Here is an 18,327-nt window from a genome sequence, read left to right on the forward strand (position 1 = left end):
ATATTTCCCCGGGTCTTGTTATTGAAATTTAACGCTAATATATTCTATTTATCTGGCATTTAAATCCATAATACATATTAATATCAGTTAATAATTAGAATCAAGTTCTTGTTGTCAGGTTATTCATCTTTGATGGTATCCGGAGTGATTTACAGAGACAGACACGATTTCATGAAGAATCAGCAACCGCCCGCTGAAAACGGAAAATAACGAATTTGTGCTTCAGATCACGCAAGGAAGGTATGAATAAAGAAGAAAAATCAGGCAAAGCGGCAGAGATTTCCGGTTTTCAGCTTGAAAACCCTGCCGGGCAGGAGTGTAATAATGCCGTGCCGGATTAGCTCAGTTGGCAGAGCAGTTCATTCGTAATGAAAAGGTCACCAGTTCGAATCCGGTATCCGGCACCAGTAAATCAATAAGTTACGCGATAAATAAATCAGACTGCATTTTTGCGTGCCATATTCGTGCCATGAGCGTTAAAAATGTCATCGATATTTTTCGCGTGTTCCTGCAAGTGAGCGGGTGATAAGTGAGCATATCTTCGTACCATTTCTATGCTTTCCCACCCGCCCATTTCCTGAAGCGCTGACAATGGTACACCGGCCTGAATTAACCAACTCGCCCAGGTGTGTCGCAAGTCGTGGAACCGGAATCCCTCAATTCCTGCTCTGCGCATTGCACTTTTGAAAGCCTTGTTTGCATCGGCACGCATAGGAACTAACTCTGTAGTGCCGTGCAGCTTTCTTTCCCTGACGAAAACGAACTGCTCATGCCTGCCAATTTGCTCGCGTATTACCTGACAGGCGGTGTCGTTCAGAGAAACACCTATGGCGCGGAAGTTTTTAGACTGATCCGGATTTATCCATGCAACCTTTCTCACCAGGTCAACCTGAGACCATTCCAGCCCCATGATATTCGACTTCCTCAGCCCAGTGGCGACAGCGAATGTAATTACCGGCTTCAGGTAGTCTGCCGCATGACTGACAAGTGCGTTAACCTGCTCGCGAGTCATCCACTTTATACGCGGTTGCCGCGGCGGAGTGGCTTTTATATACGGAGCGTGTTTCAGCCATCCCCATTCATTAGCCGCCATTCTCAGCATTGCCCTGATGAACGCCAGATATGCATACTTCGATGCCTGTGACGGATACCCGCCGCCGGGCTTCTGTTTCTTCATCCGTGATATGATATTCTGGCATTCATTATTGGTTATCGTACCTATTGGCCGTCCCTTGAAATGCTGCAGCCAAAATCTGATCCGGCCTTTGTCTGCGTTAATCGTTCTTTTACTCTGCTTCTCTTTTAGCCACCGTAAGCACGCTTCCTCAAAGCGATACTCCGGCTCCTCTCCAAGGCGGTCTATTTTCCAGTAGTCCGCCTTTAATTTATCGTGCAGTTCTTCTGCTAATTCGCGGTCTGACGTGCCAAGGCTTTTTCTAACTCTCGTTCCGCCTGCTGAAACGAAATCACAGTGCCACACGCCGTACCGTAGTTTGATTGACATGATTTTAATCTCTCCTTCGATTTGTCACGACAATCAGTATTCACCAGGTTATTTTCATGAATGCTGATCGCGTAAGCAAGACAATCCGACTTCAGCATGCGGTACCGGCCGTAAATAACTCTTCCGTTTTCGCCTCTGGTCTTCCTCTGGCTGGCTGTGAGTTCGCCAGTTCTGATTAACCGGCGCACTTCACGTTCAGAGCATTTCAATAGCTGAGATGCTTCTTTTGTAGTAAGAACCTCATCATTAAGATCCATCCTTCATCTCCTTCTGTAACGTACGCACGTAATACCCGAGCACTCTCTTTGCCGGAAAGCGCAGGTGATTAAGTGGTTTAAATTTCGGTGTGTATTTGTCGAGTATTGCGGTGTGTTGTTCATCTGATGTGTACTGCATTAATTCCTTCAGGCATTCCCTTGCTATTCGTCTGCGTCCGTTCTCTGCTTCCTGTGGTGTCATTGGTCACCTCAGATTTGTGCTTCCAGTAACCGGTTGCCGATATCCATCAGGTCATCACGGTTAACTGTGGTAATTATCCGGCGTGGCTGGGTGAATGGTCGCCAGATTAAAAGCATAGAACCTTTGTTGTTTCCGTTCACCGGTTTGTTTGTGCCGGCGTTAATAAACGATATCCGGCCACCGGTAATAAACCTGACCTCATCAACGGTATCCAGTGCCGATTTAAACCATCCCACGGATGTATCTGCCGGAACCAGCATCACGACCGGCTGCAGTTGCTCCCCACACTGTTCGGCAGCTTTGCGTACCCACGGCTGTATGTCGCTATACGGCGGGTTGCACCATATAGAACCGTAGCTTTGCCAGTCTGAGTTTAATGCGTTGTCTTTTTCGGTGAGATAATGAGAGCAGAGGGTATTATTTTTATCGGCGGCGGCATCAAGGTAAAAACCGAATTCAGCGTCCAGTGCTGAGAATAACGGGAGGGGAGTTTGCCATAAATCACGCAATTCCTTTGGTGTTGTGCTCCCGCCGTAATCAGCTTTCATTCTCCGCATCCTTCATCATCAGGAATACTTCCATAGCGGCACGTAAAGGATTTTTATTGTATTTTATATGCCTTGATAGTTCATATGTCGCAGCCCATTCTCCATTTATGCCCCAGTTCGCTAGAATGCTTATGTTATTCTCAATAATAATCGGCATTGCGTCCGCCGGGTTGTTGCAGGGGTCGAATGGATAATTATTAGCATACTTATCCATAACTAATATATGTTTGTCATGATATTCAACGCCAATAATGAAACCGGATTGAATTAATTCCTCAGCAACAGACTTATTAATTTCAAAGTCTGATTTGTCACGATATTTGTTCATCGACAGCCTCACATTTTGATTTTAACAACGCAATCACATCATCAACCTGGTCACGCAAAGCTATCAGAGAGTTGATATTCTGCGTTACAACAACAATGATTGGCTCAAGGTCGCCAATTGTCGTGCCTTCCGGGTAGGTGAATTTATTTCCGATATCACGATTGTTATCTTTTCGTTCAGATATCGATAATCCAACACATTGTTCCTCTTTATAATCAATGGTTGAAAATACTTTGTCACCAGCACCAATCTCAATAACTACACATTTATTCCCCACGAACCACCTCCGCACACACTAATTCAACATTCCGCACAGTCATCATCTGCACTGCGCGGCTCTCACATTCTTCGAGCGTATAAATATCATCAGTAACAGGCACAGCAGAGCCGTGCATTACCAGTGGTAATACAAATCCGATTGTCATGGTTAGATCTGAATTTTAGGTATAAAAAACCCTGCTAGTGCAGGGCGGTTTATTTATTTTGGACACTCTTCCGGAGTCCAATCAATGAATATTGCATCATATATTTTTTTATTTTTACTCTTAAATTCCATTTTGCCATACGAAAATGAGGATTTTTGTATAATAAACCCGAGCATATCACCATCCATTTGACCTGCAGGAAACCTATCTCCGTCATCACTAACGGCAAAAAAACACCCATCTCTTACCCATGTTATCCCTTTTACCTTGTTATCATCAGGGCCTGAAATTCTGACGTCAAACTTTGAAACATAAAATGGGTCCCCCTTAATTACTGAGGTGGAATTCGTGGTTTTTTGTGCGTGTATATTCAGATCGCTTTTAGTTAACTCAGGAACAGAAAAGGCTGAAAATGAAAGTACAGTTAAAGCAGAAAGTGTAAATATTTTAAGCATAACTCCTCCATAGCATGGGTGCTCTTCAATGTTTACACGGCTGACGATATAAGACAATGACTACATTGAGCCACTTTGCTGGATGAGCGTGCCCATCCCTGCATTACGCTTCATCCTGAAACGGTGGGGTTATTAAAGCTGAAATCCTTTCCACTGATTACCGTACTCAATGCCGAGTGTGCTTAGTGCGGCATCCATTGCCTCAATAAACTCTGGTATCTGTTGGTCGAATTCCTGCATCATTTTTTCGTCGCGCTCTACCGGTATGTGGACAATTTCCTTTCCTCCCGGCATGCGCGGGTCGTAGTTTGCGAAGTGCCAGACATCCCTTCCGGTGATCCACATTGAATACTGAACCTGAGCGGTGTATTCCTTTTTCATGGCCTTAATTCCGTTTAAAGCCAGGTCGATAAAGACTTCCGTTGTCTTGGGGCATTTAAGCTCAAGGCCAGCGCCGTCACTGCAAATGCCGTCCGGAGAGCATGCTGTCCGCAGTGATTCATCCCTGAAAATTATCGGGTCTTCCGTGACCACCAGTCCGCTGTAAAACTCGAATGTCATCCGTGCTTCGAGTTCGTAATCTTTTCCCCATTCCAGCGTTCTGGCGCTAACATCCTTGCTTACGCCGGTGCATACTTCACCGATAAGCGTATTGAAATACGTCTTTTTGGTGTCGCTCCATGTCGTCCCTGAGCGTGGTTTTGTGAGCACTTTCCAGACCTCTGAGGCGGTAATCACCCCGAGGCGCAGTGACATCCATTCTTCGCTTCCCTGCGATATGTTTGATAAATCGATGCCGGTTTTGCTGAGAATGATGTCGTTACTGATCATTATTCTCCTGCCTTTTTCCTGAGCATGTCGATGATGGTGTTAGCCTCAAATACGGTGAGTTGTTCCGGGTGGGAGATAGGGCGGTTGAATTTTTTGCTGATGAAGGCGATGAAAACCTCACTCCATTCACCATCAACTTTGATCATCAGATCAGATATATCCTTCAGTTGGTCTTCGCTGGCCGGTGTTATGTCGCGCTCCTGATTCTTGGGTGCCTGAAAATCATTTCCTTCACCAGCATCTGTATTTATGTACTCGATGGCCTGATCAAGCCTTTCACGACGAGGCCAGTATTTGCTGGCACGTTTGACGATGGTCTTCCTTGCCATCTCTTCCCAGAATGTTTTCCATGGCCCGTTACTGGCCTTACTGGTTGCCTCGACAGCTTTGATATCTTCAAGTGTCATTTCTTCCGTGAGATAGTCACCTTCCGCTGTTTTTACCGTGCAATACCCACCGATAACCGCCCCTCGCTCTCCGAATGCGTTATATTTATGAGTGGGGGGAAGCTCCAATCCGTTGGACTCATAAACATCCTTTTCATGCACCAGCTTGCATTGCCCCCAGATGATCGCTTTTGTTGCCTGGGCAAGATGAAGCAGACCCATGTAACTGATATCAAGGCATACCTCACCTTTCCGTGGGACAAGATATGCTAGCTTACTGGCCGGATTCAGGGTTATCCCGATAGCTGCGACGTTGATAATTGCATTCTGTGCGCTGGCCTGATTCTTTAACGCAGCTTCTGCCAGTTTGTCGTTTTTCTGGAATGCCTGAATAGCAAACTGGCTTTCCTTAGCCCATGTTATTGTTTGCTCTGTCAATGCACTGCTGAACAATGTCTCCTGCTGTTGTACAAATTCAATAATTGATGTGCTCATTTCTCCTGTCCTTTCTTGTATAGCGATTCCATTCGCAGATGCTGTCGTTAAAGATGCTGTTGATAAATGGCAGCATAGTGATCCCTGATTTCCACTGTTACCCCGTAAAGAGAATTCCATATCTCGTTCTGTAGTTCCTCGCTGACTTCATCCAGAAGACGCTGAGGGAGCTTATTAAAGGCATCCGTTGCCCGCTCGCTGACTTCCGTGTCCGTGTCATCCTGCCATGCTGCATGCTCCAGCCGCCGCTCTTCCTGAGCATCCTGTGCTGCGTATGCGTTCATGCTGCCTCCCCGTATCGTTCCCTGAGTATTTTTTCCAGAGTTTCCTTCTCTGGATTAAGCAGCAAGATAAGCGTTTCAACGTCCATTGTTTCCACGCTCGAATTACGGTCAAAATAAATGACGGCGCGCTGATTTCCGCATCCTGCCTGCTCAGTGCTTGTCGCCAGGTGTTTTGATTCGATAGTTATCTTGTGCATTCCTGCCTCCCGTAACTTTCTCTGAGTAATTCCATTGCTAACCACCAGATGTCATCGCATTTCTGGCGTATAGCTACCCGCGCCTGTGCTTGCGCCAGACGGAAAACGTTCTGATTGATAGTCATGTGATTACCTGCTGATATCCCGAGGTGGGATAGGGTGGGTTAGTAGTTCATTGAGAGGTGAGGGACTTCGCCTTTGATTACCATCTCAAGGAATTTTGTTGCGGTTTCATCGTCAAATCCTGCTGCAGTCAGTGCCTGTAAAGCTTCGCGGTTAAATTTACGCTGATGCTCTTTGTTCGCCTGGCGCTTTAATTCTTCCTGCTTCTGGCGATCAATCTCCGCCAGTCGTGTGCGTTCGGCTTCCTCTGCCTTTCGCCGCTCCGCTTCAACTGCGGCCAGCTTTTCACGCTCAGCCTTCGCGATAGCCTCCTGCTTTTCACGCTCTGCGCGTTCCTGTGCCTCTCTGGCCTCGCGTTCTCGCTTAGCTGCCGCCTCGACTTCCTGTCGTGCTTTAAATTCCGCAGCTTCACGTTCCTGTTTGGCTTTCAGTTCCGCCGCCTCACGCTCACGCTGTGCTTTTTGCTCAGCTTCGATTCGTGCCTGCTCCGCTGCCTGACTCTTGATTTCGTTTTCATGCTCAATGCGTTTGCGTTCTTCTTCGGCTTTACGCAGGTCGTGCAGCTCATTCATCTGCAGTGCTTCTTCGTGGTCACGCTCAATTTGGCGAGCTAATTCTTCCGCTGCTACACGCGCTTTTTCTGCATCCTCCCAGGCTGTTACCGGTTTGCGGATTTCTTCGCTCAGTGCGTCGAGTTCATCCCGGCACTGTTTGCGACTGGCATCCACTTTTTTAGGCAGCTCTTTCAGCTCATCAACGACAACCTTTCCGGCTTTGTCGATGTATGTTTTTGACTGCGTAACTTTGTAGGCCAGTGATTTGATAGCATCGCGATTCTTGGCTTTCGATAAATCAGTATCGAGTAATGCCTGCTCTGCTAATGCTTTCTCCCGGATACCAGACAGCAGTACCTGAACCTTATCCGGCGCTGTAAAAAGGTCGAGCGCTGTCGCTGGTTCGATAACGACCAGTTCGTTTGCCATAATTAACTCCGTTTATTTATAGGGTGGGTTACTTCTGTGTGAAAGAGAGCAGGGCTGCTGAGTGGGCTTCTGCTGCTTCTTTGGTTAGATGAATGATGCCGCGTTCAAGCCAGCGATAGTCAGCGTCATTATTCTCCCAATTAAAAACAGATGGCGCATATCGAATGTCCGCTATCCAGTACTCTTGGTCGTCTTCCAGAGGCTCCCGAACCGACTCAGGAACCTGGTGGCCGTTAATGTCGATATAGAGTGGCTTAAGCCGGTATTCGACATGTTCATAAAACAGGGAACCAAAAGACATATCAATCCAATCACTGCATTTATCAGTTTTAAATTCAAAGTGCCGATACCACTCTTTATCCGTCTTCGCTATCTCTGCTGCCTTAGCCATAAGGTCAGCATGTGGATGTCCTGACATTGTTATTTCTCCATTGCTCTGAGCATTGCGTCTGCCTGTGCATAAGCAGCATTGGCTATTAAGTGCTGCTCATTACTATCTAAAGCTAACGGGACTGATGCCATAGCCTTTGCTGCGAAATAATCCCGCAGCGTCATTCCTGGGTCGATACTCCAATCTGAGTTGTAGGCTACACTGCCAAGCATTGGAAACGCTGAACCGCCTGTTTTATCTGTCATACTTCCTCCTATACACTTCCCTGTGCTACGTGATGTCCGTTACGGTTCGATTACGGCGTAGCCCTGACCTGTGAGATATTTGATAATGTCTTCATCTTCCATTTCTTCGAGAAGCACTTCTGCGGAGTATTCTTCGATGATTTCCGAAGCATCAACACATCCGTTGAGTGTGGCACCATCAACCTGAAGTAAAACATTGCCGGTGCTAAGCCGCGCTACGCCAGAAAAAGCAATGCACTCAAAATTAATATCCATATCAGTTTCCTTTCGTTATCCCCGCTGCGGGGGTGTTAGTCAGTATTGGTGATTGGTGGCAGGTGCTGAAATCCTGCCCATATCAAAGCTCAAACCACCAAGGATTAAAGTTGGAATCGAACCAACTGCCTCTGATCTGTTCCTGAGCGCATCAGCCTGCGCATTCACCAATCCCAATACTGACTGTTATTAACTCACCATAGCCCACTCACCGAATGGGCTATAATTAGTATCTGCGCTCACACAACCCATCAGGTCATGCTCGCACTGTAATCCCGAAATCACCTTTCGGCTGCTTGACCTTAACTCCGCTGAAAATTGCCACTTTAGGCAGGCAACAGTTATCACCGGATGGGTAATACTGTGTTGGTTTCAGTGTCAGCACCGGACGTTCTTCTTTCGCTGGCGCAAATACTGAATCAAAAATCTCCTCCACTGAGCGGCTTTTAGGCTTCGCTGCATACTCCTCACGCTTTCTGTCCCAGAACGCCATTTGCTTTGCTAACCGGCGGTTCTTCGCGTTGTCTTTCTTTGGAATAACAGTAATTGTTGCCATATTGCCTCCTGAGTAATTTTTGGTGGTGCGGGCAATCTACTTGCTACCTCCATGCTTCACACATGGCGCCCTAAGCTTTGGTTATCAGTTTGCTTGCATCGTGCGCACTCAGCAGGCACTTGATGACGTATTGCAACCGTAATGACTATCGCGAATAGTTCACTTCCGATTCACAGCGAGCTACCGCACCCCAAAAACCACTCAGTGGTGATCTGACACTTATTCAGATCAGGTTCCTGATTGTAAAAGAGCTAAGTCCGTTTTATCTTTGGCTCCGTGCCGTTGATGTTTGTAATATACAAGAATTCTTGTTCTCTTGTAAACAGGTAAACTTGTATTAATTTGTATTTTAAGGGTGTTTATTTTGTATTTGCTTGTTTTTTATGATGTATTATTTTTTGTAATTTTTGTTTTAGTGATGCTGGTCACGCGGATTTATAGTGTGTTCTTGGCGGTGGGCATAAAAAAGCCCTCAGAAGAGGGCTGTAGAGTGGGAGGATTGGTGGTTAACTTTGTTTTTTACGGATGAAATTCTCATCATTTTTAACGTATTCAAATGAGTCAAGCACGATCCCTGTTATACGGAGGATGTCTTCTGGACACCCAAGAGAAATACGGCCATTGGTTAATTCTAATCCGGCTCTGGCTATTTCATTGGCAAGGATGTCAGTGACTTCTATTGGTACCTGGATAAAAGCATTGTTTTTGTCGTAATACCTTACGATCCATCTGTTTGTTTTTCCTTGATACAATATCCCGAAATATGATTCGGTATCCTTGTATTGAATATCTTCACAACCGGTTATTGCCTTGATTTTTTCGAAAAGCTCTAATTCGTTTTTTGTTGTGATAATGTTTGGGTTATCTGGGTCGATAATATTCTCAAACTCTTTATCCTGCTTGGTTTCTGTTGGATCTGTCAACTCAGTTGGCTCATCAATAGAGAGCCCCTTACCAGACAGGCCAGACACCACCATTGCACTAACAGAGCGTTCTACTGCTTGTTTAACTAATGGGGTAATAGAATCAATAAATCGCTGGTTAAGCTGCCTTTCTACATTAGATCTGCTGGCAACATATCTTACGAACTCACTGTCCACATCTCTCAGGCTTGAGCTGATTGTTTTTGTAAATGCAGATAAATAAACACTTTCTTCAGCTAAGGTTCTCAATGCTTCTGGTTTGAATTTGTCATGTCTGAATCGGAATAACTGACCAGCATCAGAATCACTTACTTCATCCATTCTAATCCGGAGGAACGGAGTCGGGTCCATGACGTTCTTTTGTTTTAGATCAGTAAAAAAACGCCACTCAAGGCCGTTTGTAATGGCAGAAATAGTAACTTCGGGCGTTGAGTTGAAATAGCGAGATAACTGAGGGCAATGGTTGTCTAATTTCTCAAAATAACCTTTGGCCTCTATAAACATCACCGGAACATCCTGGCAGAACAGGGCATAATCGACCCTTTCATTTGCTTTTGCACCAGGGAAATCGGCGCCATACTCGGCTTTTACTTTCTGTGGATCATACGGGCTAAACCCTAGAATATCCAAGAATGGCAGAATAAGAGCTTGTTTTGTCGTCTCTTCAGTAGAGCAATGCTGTCCAACCTGTTTCACATGCTCAACATGATTTTTCAGTCTTGCCTTAAAGTTATCCATTACTTACCTCAATAATCAAGTACGGAATACCAAAACATTCTGCCAACTATCTGGACTTCATTTTCATCGGCTTCTTCATCTTCGTATTCATCACGGTTATAACTACGAATAATAAGTTTGTTCCCTGGTCTGCGATAAAGCATCTTCAAACGCTTCAATCCATCCTGATCTATCGCGTAAACTTTCCCGTCAATTATTTTTTTATTAGATATATCAATAGCTACAGCTGCCTTATCAGGTATAACTGGCTCCATGCTATCGCCTTTAGCTGGGAAACAGACAATAGTTGACCCATCAGAAGGCGCACCAATTCTTCTAAGGGTGGATTTTGAAAACCTTAATTTGTAGCCGTTATAATCAACATTAATAAAACTGCCATTGCCACATGCCAACTCAATGTCTTTTAAAAATGGCACTTCAACCTCGTCATCTTCAAGTGGCGTTCCGCTGTCCCACGTCGTAACAGCTCCCCACTCAGATTGTGGAGGAATAGAATCCTCCTGATTTCCTGTAACTAACCAATCAACTGAGCAATTTAATGCCGCAGCTAACTCCGGCAAAAACCGTGGTCTCTTGGTTTTACCGCTTTCTAATTGTTCTATTGACTGCTGTGTAGTTCCTGCTCGCTCGGCTAACTCAGCCTGTGTTAATCCGAGAGCAGTTCTCTTGTTTTTGACTCGTTCTGAGATCGACATAAAAACCTCTTTAAATATCTTATCGATAGTCACAAGAAAACCTGTAATTGACAAACAAACTAATTTGTTTTTAAATACAAGAAACTTTGTCAAGGAGGCACGATGAGTACACTATCGGAAAGAGTTAAAACTCGTCGCGTAGCGCTTAATCTTACCCAGTCAGAATTAGCTGAGATGGTTGGATTAAAACAGCAATCAATTCAACAGATTGAATCAGGGTTCATCAAAAGACCGCGATTTATTGTTGAAATTGCTACTGCACTGAAATGCGACCCAAGTTGGCTGATCTGCGGCGCAGATGCAGCATAAAAATAAAATCACCGCTCTTTACACAATTTAGCCCGTTCCGGATATGTGCTGGAACATTTTTCAACACAGCAACACCTCACAGGAAGTGAGCGAATAACTGTATCTCAATAAGGACATTATGAATTATGGAAAATGCAAATCCACGCAAATCGTTTAACCGGTTTGTGTCAAATCATCTGATGGCAACTGCTCATCAGGCACTGAGAAGCACCACACAGACAGTGGTTGCAAAACTGCTCGGTGTACACGATTCAACAGTCTTACGCAGAACAGAAAAGTTACCGGAGATATGCGAGACATTGGCCGCAGCCGGTATCACCGATTTTGTTTTGCCAGGCGAGAAGAAAATCAGCGAGGAAGAGTACCGGTTTCTGTGGAAACAGATCGGCGAACTTTCTCTGATGAGAACAAAAGAAAACGCCCCTGCTGTTGGAGCAGCAGAGGCGCATTAACTGAACATACATACAGGAGTAATTATGAGTTCTTTATCGCTGCATTACAAGTCAAAAGATAAGAACGGTACGGAGACAACGGTCAAAAAAACGTATCTGGTTCCGGTTTCAGAGCTGTACGTCGAGCCAGGATATAACGTCCGCGAAATCGACCAGGAACATGTTGCTGAGTTTCGTGACGCATTTGTGGCGGGGGAATATATCCCGCCTCTTGCTGTTCAGGTGACAGAGCAGGGCATCAAAATTATCGACGGTCACCACCGCTATTACGGCGCGCTGATGGCTATCGAATCCGGTACCGAAATCCCGCGCATTGAGTGTAAGGATTTTGTCGGTTCGGATGCTGACCGTATCGCATTCATGATCACCAGCTCACAGGGGAAAGCATTATCTCCACTGGAAAGAGCTGCGGCATATCAGCGGCTGATTAATCAGGGATGGGAACCGGCAGAGGTGGCGAAGAAAGTGAAACGCTCACTGGCCGATGTTGATCACCACCTTCAGTTACTGGCGTGTGGCGATGGCCTGATTGAAATGGTTCGTACCGGCGAAGTATCAGCGACAACAGCTGTTGCATTATCCCGCGAACACGGCACTCAGGCATCCGCAGTTGCCACCGAGCAGATGAGCAAAGCCAAAGCCGCCGGTAAGAAGAAACTGACCCGCAGCGCGGCGTTACCGCAATTCAGCGCAGTGAAAGCCAGAAAGTTTATTCAGGCTGTTGCTGATGCCGGATTGGAGCTGAACGGCGAGGCGGGGTTGCTTATGGAAGAGTACCGAGCATTTTTATCTGAAACCGGGCAGGAGGTCGGATCATGAATACCGCATTAAATAACGTGTACCGGTTCCCCGGCAGAGCGCCGGAGGAGCGGCCTGTAACGCCGGAGCAATCTGGCAAGGGGTTTGCATTGATACACAGACAATTCATGGACAGCAGGCTATACAGGGATTCTCAGGCAGTCCATTTATGGCTGCATCTGATACTGAAAGCAAATCACACTGACGAGGAGGTTAACACTGATATCGGCATGATGATTGTCCGGCGCGGCCAGATGATCACCGGCAGGCCGACACTAGTATCCGAGACGTTCATTCCGGACAACAAAGTGAAGAGTTTACTCCGCACTTTTGAGTCGAAAGGGATGATTAATATTGAGTCGAAAGGTCGTAAATTCAGCCTGATTTCGATAGTGAAATATGACGATTTTCAGTCTCAAAATTGTCCAACGGATGTCCAACAGATGTCCAACGCAAACACCAGTAAAAACGCACCTCTCAGCGATGTTTGTCCAACAGATGTCCAACGATTGTCCATAAACAATAATAATATATTAAATACTAACGTATTTAATGATCGTCCGAGAATTTCAAAATCTTCTCCCCGCAAAGCAAAACCAGAGGCCGCAGTCAGCTCACCGAAAGGTGACAAGTGGGGAACTGACGACGACCTGAAAGCCGCTCAGTGGATATTCCAGCTCATCACCAGAATCAGCCCGTCTGCCAAAACACCTAACTGGTCAGGATGGGCTAACGATGTCCGGCTGATGCGCGAGCAGGACAACAGGACGCATTCGGATATCTGCCAGATGTTCAAATTCGCGAACCAGGACAGTTTCTGGAAGAGCAATATCCTCAGCCCTGCAAAGCTTCGCGAGAAATGGACTCAACTGGAAGCCAAGCGGAACACGCAGGGGCAGGGTAAGCCATCCGGCAGGCCGCATCTTGATTTCGATAACACCGATTGGGCGGAGGGGCTGAAAGTATGAAATCACTCACCACAGCCATTCAGCAGCGTGATGCCGGCGCATTGCGGTCAATGGCTGGAGCTGCACCAAAACCGCAACAGAAAGTTCCACAGGAAGCCATTCAGGTATTCAACGAGCTGTTCCGGCAGCTGAAAGCAACATTCCCGGCCGCAATGGCAAACTTCCAGACACAGGATGACCTGAACGAATTTCGTCGTCAGTGGGTTCTGGCCTTTGCTGAAAACGGAATCCGGACGGTGGAGCAGATCAACGCCGGTATGCGGATTGCCAGGCAGCAGGAGAAACCGTTTCTTCCGTCACCGGGTCAGTTTGTTCAGTGGTGCAAGCAGGCAGACTGCGTGGCCGTTGGATTGCCGGACGCGGACGGGCTTTACGACATGATCATGAAGTTCAGTGCTAACCGCAGCATGTACCGGACGGCAGAGGATTATCCGTGGCAAAACAACGCCTGTTACTGGATGGTCACAAAATTACACGCGCTGAGTCGTGCGTCCGGCCTGACTGAGTCAGAGCTGAAAAAACGCTGCGCTCAGGAACTGGCGGTGATGGCATCCAGAATCCGATCCGGTGAAGAAATTCCGGCACCGCGTGTGCAAATCCCTAAGCTGCATATTCCGGTACCAAAGGAAAAAGCACTGGCGCATATCGCAGAATTAAAGGCCAAGTTCGGATTCCGGACGCGGACGGCATAACCCAAGACAGAAGGACTTTTGATTATGAAAAAATGTGAATCCAACGGAACCAAATACGCGAGCTACCTGTGTGACTTCATGCGCAAAAGGGCGAAAAGTAAATCACCGACCGGCAAAGTAAAAGGAATTTACAAATACACAGCCATTGACACGATGACTGGGGATAGCCTAGGTGATGCAGTTTATTACGACGAGGGTAACGGTAGTCGAATTCACATCAATTTCTGTCCGTTCTGCGGCGGAAAATTGCATAGCGTTGATATCGGTGAGTGAGGAATCCTGATTATGGAACCAACGGATTTTGAAAAGTGGTGTGCGGGGGAACTTGGTTATACGCCGGAGTGGGTCATGATGCAGCGGAAAATAAATTTTTTCGGCGGTCATGAATACAAACATGGTGAGATTGCGAAAAGATACCGCGCCTACATGGCCGGAGTTCTCAGCAGATTGCCGTACCAGACACCGCCAAAAGGAGATGAAGATGAAATGGATTAAGTGCTCGGAAAGAATGCCGGAAGACCGCAGTGGTGTCCTGTTATGGGATGCAGACCTTGAAGAAGTAATCAGCGGCCACTACAGCCATAAAACGCAGTTGTTCTATCACCACGGACATCTTATCGAAAATGAGATTACCCACTGGTGCATGCCGCCACAACCACCGGAGGAGTGATGAAAAGCAGCGGAAACCAGTTTATTAGTCTCCGCCATCTGATCATTTAGAGTCAGAACGACGTTTCTCAATCATCGCTGGCAGGGTGAATGAATACATCAGGAATACTTCAGTAAATCCTAATATTTGCTCAGCTTCTTCTTTGGTAAATTCTTCGTCTGAATGAACAGCACCGTTGGAGTCAATCCTCACAATGTGCGCCCAATCTTTCATTTGTTCGGTGATTTTCCCTTTACCGTGAAGCATGGATATTCGTTTTGATAGTGGCTCACTTCCGGCTTCATCACCCATCAGAACTTTGGTGGCTATATCGATTACTTTGCGGCAATTCATTACAGATGTTTCGTACCTGCCACGCTGATAATCGTCTTTTGATTCAATGAAAAATTTGGCTGCTCTTTCCGGAGTTTCATCTGGCGCACTACTAACTTTTGGTGCTGGGATTACCTCTTCTATTTTATATCCATATGAATTAGAAGGAATAGTTATGCCAAATAGACTCTTGGCGGCGAAACTAAGGGGCTCCGGATTTCCAAAGGTATTCACGACAGCTACACCAACTTTTAAACAACTGCGACATTTAAAAGTAATATCTATCAAATCCAATTGTTCGTCACGACGAACTTCATTAATTGCAGTAAGTACAGCTTTTTCACGCAAACAATGTGGACAGGTCATATCAAATGAGAGCATACCCATGAATAAATTAACTCCATTATTAAATGATATTTCAATAATACTCGGCAATTCAGATAGACCAGAATTTACCTTATTGCAACGGTACGAAACAGCGACTAATGCACAGAAGGGCGATATTGTTGTTGCCATGATTGGAAGATTGATTGAGCAGCACCAGATGCTGAAGGTCATGCACCATAAACATATAACGAAGGAGTAGGAGGTAATGTGGAAAATTTCTGCCTGCATGAATCCAACAAAAAACTGTTTTACGAGCAACTAAAATCACTACTGAATACCCACCCGAAGTTAAGTATCACCGCAAAACCCTACCGCCTGAAACGAAGCCTTTCACAAAATGCACTCAGCCATGTCTGGTACAAAGAAATCAGCGATTATCTGATTCGTGCCGGCCGGCCGTTTTGCACTGAAGCATGGGTGAAAGAAAGCCTGAAGGCGACATACCTCGGATTTGAAACCACTGAGTACACCGATGTCATCACCGGCGAGAAAACGCAGCGTGAGACGCTCAGGCGCACTTCAAAACTGGATAAAGGGGATATGCATTACTTTCTTCAGCAAATCGAATCATGGGCTGCACAGTTCGGTTTAATACTGACCACGCCGGAGGATTCGGAGTACATGAAACTCAAAAGGGAGCAGGACGCATGAAAGAACCTCACATACACCAGCTTCTCACCAATGACGAAGCCGATAACCTCTGTGCTTACTACAGGAGCAAAGGATATAACCCGGTTAAGTCACTGAATATCAACCCTCAGTATTTCGACGTTACCGTGTATCTGCCGGTAGTCAAATATCTGAAACCAACACCACGAGCAATGGTTAACAGGATGTGGCGATGACAAACAATATGTATATGCAATTTGATTTCATCATCAGTGTTTTCCGCAACAAAAAATCTTTTACGTCTCAGGATGTTGCTGATGACACCGGCTACGCTGACGTCACCGCAAGAGCAAAAATCGCTGAAATGGTGAGGATGGGAATTATTCATAAATTACCGAAGGTTCTTAATAAAGGGATTTATGTTATTGACCCGATGGCAAATGAAAAACTGGAATCATGGCGAGGGATGGGGCGGTTCGCATTTGAGCCGGATGATGATGTTTTCGATAAATATCCGAAGCTGAATTTCACCGGTGGAAAAGTGGTGAAAAAAGCCAATGTGAAAAGGATGGGCAGCGCATTCTTAAAGCGTTTTGATTCGTTGCTGCGGGAGGTGCGCTGTGGAATGCCAACTGTGCAGTAAAGAACTGGCCGACGATGAAGTTTATGTCTGTGACCAATGCGCCAATGAATGCCCGCATCTGGAAGTGGTCGAGAAGAAAAAAGGAGATGGTGATGATTAAACGCATCCTGGGATATCTGAGTAATCCGTTCACTCTGAGTTGGGTGATATTTGTTATTGCACTCGGCATCTATGAATACTGGTGGTGATTATGGCGAATTTACGAAAAGAAGCGCGCGGCAGAGAGTGCCAGATCCGAATTCCGGGAGTGTGTAACGGAAATTCTGAAACGGTGGTGCTGGCTCACTATCGGATGCCTGGATTGTGCGGTACCGGAATTAAGTCACCGGATATTTTTGGCGCATGGGCGTGCAGTGCGTGCCATGACGAAACAGATCGACGCACACGCCTAACAGACACTGAGTATGCAAAACAGTGTCACCTTGAGGGCGTTATCCGGACTCAGGCGCAGCTGCTGGCAGAGGGGAAAATATCGGTATGAACCAATATCACCTTAAGTTGCCGTATCCGCCATCGCTAAACACGTACTGGCGACACGCCAGAGGTCGGCACTACATCGCAGAGAAAGGAACCAGATACCGGCAACACATCACAGAGTTAATCAGACAGCAAAACCTCGATATCAGCACCACATCCCGCATCAGAATCAGCATCACAGCAAATCCACCGGACAAACGACAGAGAGACCTCGATAACCTGCCAAAGGCTGTTTTCGATTCGCTAACTCACGCCGGTTTCTGGAAGGACGACAGCCAGATTGATGATATGCGGATCAGTCGTGGTGAAAGGGTAAGTGGCGGGTCACTGGATGTCACGATATGGGAGATAGGGGATGAAACCTGAGATCACATCGATACCGGAAATGCTGGTTAAGCACCACGGAAACATGACTGCACTGGCGAGAGAGCTGGAAATAAACCGGAACACCGTCAGGAAGTTTCACCGCGATACCCGGTGTGAAATGCGCGTTATCTACAACGGCGTGCTGATGACCAAATCCAAGATGAAAGGCAACCAGGGGAAAGAGAAATGAGAGATAGTGTTTCTTATACGGCAGTTGCTAATTCACCAAGAAAATCTCACCTCGGGAAGGCGCGGAAATTAACTCCGGCGCAAGACCGGTGGGTCAGAGCCATTATCACCGTGTGGGCTGATGAAATGCGGGGTAGTGATAGCCCTGGCTATGGAGGATGTGGTGGTGTATGGCGATTTTTAACGGGCTGGTCTGTGGAAAATCTGGATAGGTTTACCGATGCCTTTAACTCTCTTCGAAAACTTGGATATAAGGGAGAGGAATTACTGAAGAAGGCGCAATCAATATTATTTCCTAAACAATCACTCAGCAACATGTTCCAGCGCGCCAACGATGTAGATGAAGCTGACTTTGTCGAAAAATCAATATTGAAAGCCTTCGATAAAACCAATCCCGTATATGTAATCGCTACTGATTACTATCTTCACAGAGAAACAATGCAAAATCTCGCAAATTATATGCAGGAAAGAATAGCTCCGTGGCTAACGATAAAACAATGCACAGATCGGGTTAGGTGGTGCATTAGTTTATTTAATGCAAAGGTCTACATGGTTATGCAGGATGAAATAGCCAAAGAGCGTGTAACAAAAGGAGATTTTTCAGAAAATATATCAAAAATAACTTGAAAAAAAG

34 protein-coding genes and 1 tRNA gene are annotated in these 18,327 nt (G+C 46.1%); 18 read left to right on the plus strand and 17 right to left on the minus strand.

Annotated elements, in window-relative coordinates; all coding sequences use genetic code 11:
• The first annotated feature begins 331 nt into the window (after positions 1 to 331).
• Positions 332 to 407, plus strand: a tRNA-Thr gene (locus GN208_RS11955).
• A 29-nt stretch (positions 408 to 436) separates the two neighbouring features.
• Here GN208_RS11955 and GN208_RS11960 read toward each other — a convergent pair.
• The 16 genes from GN208_RS11960 to GN208_RS12035 form a co-directional block, all read right to left on the minus strand.
• Entirely contained in the window at positions 437 to 1,504 is a 1,068-nt protein-coding gene (locus tag GN208_RS11960) for a site-specific integrase (protein ID WP_243828380.1), read from the minus strand.
• A 467-nt stretch (positions 1,505 to 1,971) separates the two neighbouring features.
• Complete coding sequence (locus tag GN208_RS11965) at positions 1,972 to 2,511, minus strand: phage N-6-adenine-methyltransferase (RefSeq protein ID WP_087696447.1); 540 nt, start codon at positions 2,509 to 2,511, stop codon at positions 1,972 to 1,974.
• A complete protein-coding gene (locus tag GN208_RS11970) occupies positions 2,501 to 2,839 on the minus strand; it encodes a phage protein NinX family protein (protein WP_115356113.1) in 339 nt (112 codons plus the stop codon). The genes GN208_RS11965 and GN208_RS11970 overlap by 11 nt, the downstream gene beginning before the upstream one ends.
• Positions 2,823 to 3,116, minus strand: coding sequence for a hypothetical protein (locus tag GN208_RS11975; protein WP_243828381.1), 294 nt, complete (start codon positions 3,114 to 3,116; stop codon positions 2,823 to 2,825). The genes GN208_RS11970 and GN208_RS11975 overlap by 17 nt, the downstream gene beginning before the upstream one ends.
• Positions 3,117 to 3,317: 201 nt before the next feature.
• Positions 3,318 to 3,719 (minus strand): DUF4354 family protein, encoded by a 402-nt coding sequence (locus tag GN208_RS11980; RefSeq protein WP_098935851.1) that lies wholly within the window; start codon positions 3,717 to 3,719, stop codon positions 3,318 to 3,320.
• A gap of 132 nt (positions 3,720 to 3,851) precedes the next feature.
• Positions 3,852 to 4,547, minus strand: coding sequence for a lambda exonuclease family protein (locus GN208_RS11985; protein WP_243828412.1), 696 nt, complete (start codon positions 4,545 to 4,547; stop codon positions 3,852 to 3,854).
• Positions 4,548 to 4,549: 2 nt separating this feature from the next.
• Positions 4,550 to 5,431, minus strand: a complete 882-nt coding sequence (locus tag GN208_RS11990) for a recombinase RecT (protein ID WP_025155105.1) — start codon at positions 5,429 to 5,431, stop codon at positions 4,550 to 4,552.
• Positions 5,432 to 5,478: 47 nt separating this feature from the next.
• Complete coding sequence (locus tag GN208_RS11995; protein WP_243828382.1) at positions 5,479 to 5,715, minus strand: hypothetical protein; 237 nt, start codon at positions 5,713 to 5,715, stop codon at positions 5,479 to 5,481.
• Positions 5,712 to 5,912 carry a hypothetical protein gene (locus tag GN208_RS12000; RefSeq protein ID WP_036412791.1) on the minus strand — a complete coding sequence of 67 codons (201 nt, stop codon included), beginning with the start codon at positions 5,910 to 5,912 and terminating at the stop codon, positions 5,712 to 5,714. The genes GN208_RS11995 and GN208_RS12000 overlap by 4 nt, the downstream gene beginning before the upstream one ends.
• A 164-nt stretch (positions 5,913 to 6,076) precedes the next feature.
• Positions 6,077 to 7,018 (minus strand): cell envelope biogenesis protein TolA, encoded by a 942-nt coding sequence (locus GN208_RS12005; RefSeq protein ID WP_243828383.1) that lies wholly within the window; start codon positions 7,016 to 7,018, stop codon positions 6,077 to 6,079.
• 28 nt (positions 7,019 to 7,046) lie between these two features.
• A complete protein-coding gene (locus GN208_RS12010; RefSeq protein WP_243828384.1) occupies positions 7,047 to 7,409 on the minus strand; it encodes a hypothetical protein in 363 nt (120 codons plus the stop codon).
• Between the two features lie 29 nt (positions 7,410 to 7,438).
• Entirely contained in the window at positions 7,439 to 7,654 is a 216-nt protein-coding gene (locus GN208_RS12015; RefSeq protein WP_243828385.1) for a hypothetical protein, read from the minus strand.
• A gap of 39 nt (positions 7,655 to 7,693) precedes the next feature.
• Complete coding sequence (locus GN208_RS12020; RefSeq protein WP_243828386.1) at positions 7,694 to 7,909, minus strand: hypothetical protein; 216 nt, start codon at positions 7,907 to 7,909, stop codon at positions 7,694 to 7,696.
• A gap of 256 nt (positions 7,910 to 8,165) precedes the next feature.
• Positions 8,166 to 8,465, minus strand: a complete 300-nt coding sequence (locus GN208_RS12025) for a hypothetical protein (protein WP_004241050.1) — start codon at positions 8,463 to 8,465, stop codon at positions 8,166 to 8,168.
• A gap of 506 nt (positions 8,466 to 8,971) precedes the next feature.
• Complete coding sequence (locus GN208_RS12030; protein ID WP_036424712.1) at positions 8,972 to 10,126, minus strand: type I restriction endonuclease; 1,155 nt, start codon at positions 10,124 to 10,126, stop codon at positions 8,972 to 8,974.
• A gap of 8 nt (positions 10,127 to 10,134) precedes the next feature.
• Entirely contained in the window at positions 10,135 to 10,821 is a 687-nt protein-coding gene (locus tag GN208_RS12035; RefSeq protein WP_243828413.1) for a helix-turn-helix transcriptional regulator, read from the minus strand.
• 102 nt (positions 10,822 to 10,923) lie between these two features.
• Between GN208_RS12035 and GN208_RS12040 the strand changes: the two genes are divergently transcribed.
• The 8 genes from GN208_RS12040 (at position 10,924) to GN208_RS12075 (ending at position 14,710) form a co-directional block, all read left to right on the plus strand.
• On the plus strand, positions 10,924 to 11,130 hold the full coding sequence (locus GN208_RS12040; protein ID WP_062772828.1) for a helix-turn-helix transcriptional regulator: 207 nt from the start codon (positions 10,924 to 10,926) through the stop codon (positions 11,128 to 11,130).
• A gap of 125 nt (positions 11,131 to 11,255) precedes the next feature.
• Positions 11,256 to 11,582 (plus strand): hypothetical protein, encoded by a 327-nt coding sequence (locus tag GN208_RS12045; RefSeq protein WP_025154244.1) that lies wholly within the window; start codon positions 11,256 to 11,258, stop codon positions 11,580 to 11,582.
• Positions 11,583 to 11,606: 24 nt separating this feature from the next.
• Positions 11,607 to 12,401 (plus strand): DNA-binding protein, encoded by a 795-nt coding sequence (locus GN208_RS12050; RefSeq protein WP_243828387.1) that lies wholly within the window; start codon positions 11,607 to 11,609, stop codon positions 12,399 to 12,401.
• Positions 12,402 to 12,508: 107 nt separating this feature from the next.
• Entirely contained in the window at positions 12,509 to 13,348 is an 840-nt protein-coding gene (locus GN208_RS12055) for a hypothetical protein (RefSeq protein ID WP_243828414.1), read from the plus strand.
• Positions 13,345 to 14,040, plus strand: a complete 696-nt coding sequence (locus GN208_RS12060; protein WP_143971451.1) for a replication protein P — start codon at positions 13,345 to 13,347, stop codon at positions 14,038 to 14,040. Before GN208_RS12055 ends, GN208_RS12060 begins: the two co-directional genes overlap by 4 nt.
• A 24-nt stretch (positions 14,041 to 14,064) precedes the next feature.
• Positions 14,065 to 14,313, plus strand: a complete 249-nt coding sequence (locus tag GN208_RS12065) for a hypothetical protein (RefSeq protein ID WP_243828388.1) — start codon at positions 14,065 to 14,067, stop codon at positions 14,311 to 14,313.
• Between the two features lie 12 nt (positions 14,314 to 14,325).
• Positions 14,326 to 14,535: a hypothetical protein gene (locus tag GN208_RS12070; protein WP_243828389.1), complete on the plus strand. Its 210-nt coding sequence runs from the start codon at positions 14,326 to 14,328 to the stop codon at positions 14,533 to 14,535.
• On the plus strand, positions 14,522 to 14,710 hold the full coding sequence (locus GN208_RS12075) for a DUF551 domain-containing protein (RefSeq protein WP_243828390.1): 189 nt from the start codon (positions 14,522 to 14,524) through the stop codon (positions 14,708 to 14,710). Before GN208_RS12070 ends, GN208_RS12075 begins: the two co-directional genes overlap by 14 nt.
• A gap of 42 nt (positions 14,711 to 14,752) precedes the next feature.
• Here GN208_RS12075 and GN208_RS12080 read toward each other — a convergent pair whose 3' ends face one another.
• Positions 14,753 to 15,409, minus strand: a complete 657-nt coding sequence (locus GN208_RS12080) for a DUF4145 domain-containing protein (protein WP_165894657.1) — start codon at positions 15,407 to 15,409, stop codon at positions 14,753 to 14,755.
• On the opposite strand from GN208_RS12080, the gene GN208_RS12085 reads away from it, so the two are divergent.
• The 9 genes from GN208_RS12085 to GN208_RS12120 all read left to right on the plus strand — a co-directional run bounded on the left by GN208_RS12085 (position 15,408) and on the right by GN208_RS12120 (position 18,320).
• Positions 15,408 to 15,608 carry a hypothetical protein gene (locus GN208_RS12085; protein WP_165894656.1) on the plus strand — a complete coding sequence of 67 codons (201 nt, stop codon included), beginning with the start codon at positions 15,408 to 15,410 and terminating at the stop codon, positions 15,606 to 15,608. The genes GN208_RS12080 and GN208_RS12085 overlap by 2 nt on opposite strands.
• An 8-nt stretch (positions 15,609 to 15,616) precedes the next feature.
• A complete protein-coding gene (locus GN208_RS12090; protein ID WP_243828391.1) occupies positions 15,617 to 16,060 on the plus strand; it encodes a recombination protein NinB in 444 nt (147 codons plus the stop codon).
• Complete coding sequence (locus tag GN208_RS12095) at positions 16,057 to 16,254, plus strand: hypothetical protein (RefSeq protein ID WP_243828392.1); 198 nt, start codon at positions 16,057 to 16,059, stop codon at positions 16,252 to 16,254. Before GN208_RS12090 ends, GN208_RS12095 begins: the two co-directional genes overlap by 4 nt.
• A 14-nt stretch (positions 16,255 to 16,268) precedes the next feature.
• Positions 16,269 to 16,661, plus strand: coding sequence for a hypothetical protein (locus GN208_RS12100; protein WP_243828393.1), 393 nt, complete (start codon positions 16,269 to 16,271; stop codon positions 16,659 to 16,661).
• A complete protein-coding gene (locus tag GN208_RS18085) occupies positions 16,639 to 16,761 on the plus strand; it encodes a hypothetical protein (protein ID WP_279577438.1) in 123 nt (40 codons plus the stop codon). Before GN208_RS12100 ends, GN208_RS18085 begins: the two co-directional genes overlap by 23 nt.
• A 90-nt stretch (positions 16,762 to 16,851) precedes the next feature.
• Positions 16,852 to 17,142 carry a DUF1364 domain-containing protein gene (locus GN208_RS12105; protein WP_036423480.1) on the plus strand — a complete coding sequence of 97 codons (291 nt, stop codon included), beginning with the start codon at positions 16,852 to 16,854 and terminating at the stop codon, positions 17,140 to 17,142.
• Positions 17,139 to 17,504, plus strand: a complete 366-nt coding sequence (locus GN208_RS12110) for a crossover junction endodeoxyribonuclease RusA (protein WP_243828394.1) — start codon at positions 17,139 to 17,141, stop codon at positions 17,502 to 17,504. The genes GN208_RS12105 and GN208_RS12110 overlap by 4 nt, the downstream gene beginning before the upstream one ends.
• A complete protein-coding gene (locus GN208_RS12115; RefSeq protein WP_243828395.1) occupies positions 17,494 to 17,694 on the plus strand; it encodes a phage NinH family protein in 201 nt (66 codons plus the stop codon). Before GN208_RS12110 ends, GN208_RS12115 begins: the two co-directional genes overlap by 11 nt.
• Positions 17,691 to 18,320 (plus strand): hypothetical protein, encoded by a 630-nt coding sequence (locus tag GN208_RS12120; protein WP_243828396.1) that lies wholly within the window; start codon positions 17,691 to 17,693, stop codon positions 18,318 to 18,320. Before GN208_RS12115 ends, GN208_RS12120 begins: the two co-directional genes overlap by 4 nt.
• Positions 18,321 to 18,327 lie beyond the last annotated feature (7 nt).

Origin of the sequence: Morganella sp. HSTU-ASny43 (assembly GCF_022819185.1) — a bacterium.
Classification (GTDB): Bacteria; Pseudomonadota; Gammaproteobacteria; order Enterobacterales; family Enterobacteriaceae; genus Morganella; species Morganella morganii.

Coding starts and splice junctions, on each gene's coding strand:
- GN208_RS11960 (WP_243828380.1), bottom strand. CDS start 1,504: ATGTCAATCAAACTACGGTACGGCGTGTGGCACTGTGATTTCGTTTCA.
- GN208_RS11965 (WP_087696447.1), bottom strand. CDS start 2,511: ATGAAAGCTGATTACGGCGGGAGCACAACACCAAAGGAATTGCGTGAT.
- GN208_RS11970 (WP_115356113.1), bottom strand. CDS start 2,839: ATGAACAAATATCGTGACAAATCAGACTTTGAAATTAATAAGTCTGTT.
- GN208_RS11980 (WP_098935851.1), bottom strand. CDS start 3,719: ATGCTTAAAATATTTACACTTTCTGCTTTAACTGTACTTTCATTTTCA.
- GN208_RS11990 (WP_025155105.1), bottom strand. CDS start 5,431: ATGAGCACATCAATTATTGAATTTGTACAACAGCAGGAGACATTGTTC.
- GN208_RS11995 (WP_243828382.1), bottom strand. CDS start 5,715: ATGAACGCATACGCAGCACAGGATGCTCAGGAAGAGCGGCGGCTGGAG.
- GN208_RS12000 (WP_036412791.1), bottom strand. CDS start 5,912: ATGCACAAGATAACTATCGAATCAAAACACCTGGCGACAAGCACTGAG.
- GN208_RS12005 (WP_243828383.1), bottom strand. CDS start 7,018: ATGGCAAACGAACTGGTCGTTATCGAACCAGCGACAGCGCTCGACCTT.
- GN208_RS12010 (WP_243828384.1), bottom strand. CDS start 7,409: ATGGCTAAGGCAGCAGAGATAGCGAAGACGGATAAAGAGTGGTATCGG.
- GN208_RS12015 (WP_243828385.1), bottom strand. CDS start 7,654: ATGACAGATAAAACAGGCGGTTCAGCGTTTCCAATGCTTGGCAGTGTA.
- GN208_RS12020 (WP_243828386.1), bottom strand. CDS start 7,909: ATGGATATTAATTTTGAGTGCATTGCTTTTTCTGGCGTAGCGCGGCTT.
- GN208_RS12025 (WP_004241050.1), bottom strand. CDS start 8,465: ATGGCAACAATTACTGTTATTCCAAAGAAAGACAACGCGAAGAACCGC.
- GN208_RS12030 (WP_036424712.1), bottom strand. CDS start 10,126: ATGGATAACTTTAAGGCAAGACTGAAAAATCATGTTGAGCATGTGAAA.
- GN208_RS12035 (WP_243828413.1), bottom strand. CDS start 10,821: ATGTCGATCTCAGAACGAGTCAAAAACAAGAGAACTGCTCTCGGATTA.
- GN208_RS12040 (WP_062772828.1), top strand. CDS start 10,924: ATGAGTACACTATCGGAAAGAGTTAAAACTCGTCGCGTAGCGCTTAAT.
- GN208_RS12045 (WP_025154244.1), top strand. CDS start 11,256: ATGGAAAATGCAAATCCACGCAAATCGTTTAACCGGTTTGTGTCAAAT.
- GN208_RS12050 (WP_243828387.1), top strand. CDS start 11,607: ATGAGTTCTTTATCGCTGCATTACAAGTCAAAAGATAAGAACGGTACG.
- GN208_RS12055 (WP_243828414.1), top strand. CDS start 12,509: ATGGACAGCAGGCTATACAGGGATTCTCAGGCAGTCCATTTATGGCTG.
- GN208_RS12060 (WP_143971451.1), top strand. CDS start 13,345: ATGAAATCACTCACCACAGCCATTCAGCAGCGTGATGCCGGCGCATTG.
- GN208_RS12065 (WP_243828388.1), top strand. CDS start 14,065: ATGAAAAAATGTGAATCCAACGGAACCAAATACGCGAGCTACCTGTGT.
- GN208_RS12070 (WP_243828389.1), top strand. CDS start 14,326: ATGGAACCAACGGATTTTGAAAAGTGGTGTGCGGGGGAACTTGGTTAT.
- GN208_RS12075 (WP_243828390.1), top strand. CDS start 14,522: ATGAAATGGATTAAGTGCTCGGAAAGAATGCCGGAAGACCGCAGTGGT.
- GN208_RS12085 (WP_165894656.1), top strand. CDS start 15,408: ATGAATAAATTAACTCCATTATTAAATGATATTTCAATAATACTCGGC.
- GN208_RS12080 (WP_165894657.1), bottom strand. CDS start 15,409: ATGGGTATGCTCTCATTTGATATGACCTGTCCACATTGTTTGCGTGAA.
- GN208_RS12095 (WP_243828392.1), top strand. CDS start 16,057: ATGAAAGAACCTCACATACACCAGCTTCTCACCAATGACGAAGCCGAT.
- GN208_RS12100 (WP_243828393.1), top strand. CDS start 16,269: ATGCAATTTGATTTCATCATCAGTGTTTTCCGCAACAAAAAATCTTTT.
- GN208_RS12105 (WP_036423480.1), top strand. CDS start 16,852: ATGGCGAATTTACGAAAAGAAGCGCGCGGCAGAGAGTGCCAGATCCGA.
- GN208_RS12110 (WP_243828394.1), top strand. CDS start 17,139: ATGAACCAATATCACCTTAAGTTGCCGTATCCGCCATCGCTAAACACG.
- GN208_RS12115 (WP_243828395.1), top strand. CDS start 17,494: ATGAAACCTGAGATCACATCGATACCGGAAATGCTGGTTAAGCACCAC.
- GN208_RS12120 (WP_243828396.1), top strand. CDS start 17,691: ATGAGAGATAGTGTTTCTTATACGGCAGTTGCTAATTCACCAAGAAAA.